The organism is Paraburkholderia sp. EG286B (assembly GCF_040965655.1).
Lineage (GTDB): Bacteria > Pseudomonadota > Gammaproteobacteria > Burkholderiales > Burkholderiaceae > Paraburkholderia.
Window position 1 is genome coordinate 1 of the sequence record NZ_JBFRCF010000154.1, and the last position, 477, is coordinate 477.

At 66.7% G+C, this 477-nt stretch carries 1 pseudogene; it reads left to right on the forward strand.

Going from position 1 to position 477, the window contains the following annotated elements:
• Window positions 1-310, forward strand: a pseudogene (locus AB4Y42_RS44175) (hypothetical protein); the annotation flags it as partial.
• Window positions 311-477: the final 167 nt, after the last annotated feature.

The window sequence follows — 477 nt, forward strand, 5'->3', positions numbered from 1 at the left end:
CTCGCTGCAGTACGCATCGGGCAACGTCGGCGTGAACGTGGCATCGGGCATCGGCAACGTGCAGAACAACAGCATGGCCGCTTCGACGTCGACGGTCTCGCGCAACCATGCCAGCGCGGCGATGGTCGCCACGGATGAATCGTCGCAGTCGGCGGGCGTGTCGTTCCACGGCTCGTTCGAAGGCACTGCGATGCTCGGCGCGGGCGCACTGAGTCACGCAACCGGCAATATCGGCGTGAACATCGCGGGCGGCGCGGGCAACGTGCAGCACAACGGCCTGGCGATCGCTTCGATGAACACGAGCCACTAAAACACCAGCCATAAGGGGATGCGCCGACGGGCTGAACAGCCGCCGGCGCGACCTGGCAGCGGCGATGTTGCATGGGACCAGGGCACGCATGCGACGGGAACGGGCACCCAAGCTCCAATCCCGCCGACATGCGGGCTCTGGTCGACCGCTGTGCATGGGACCCGGGT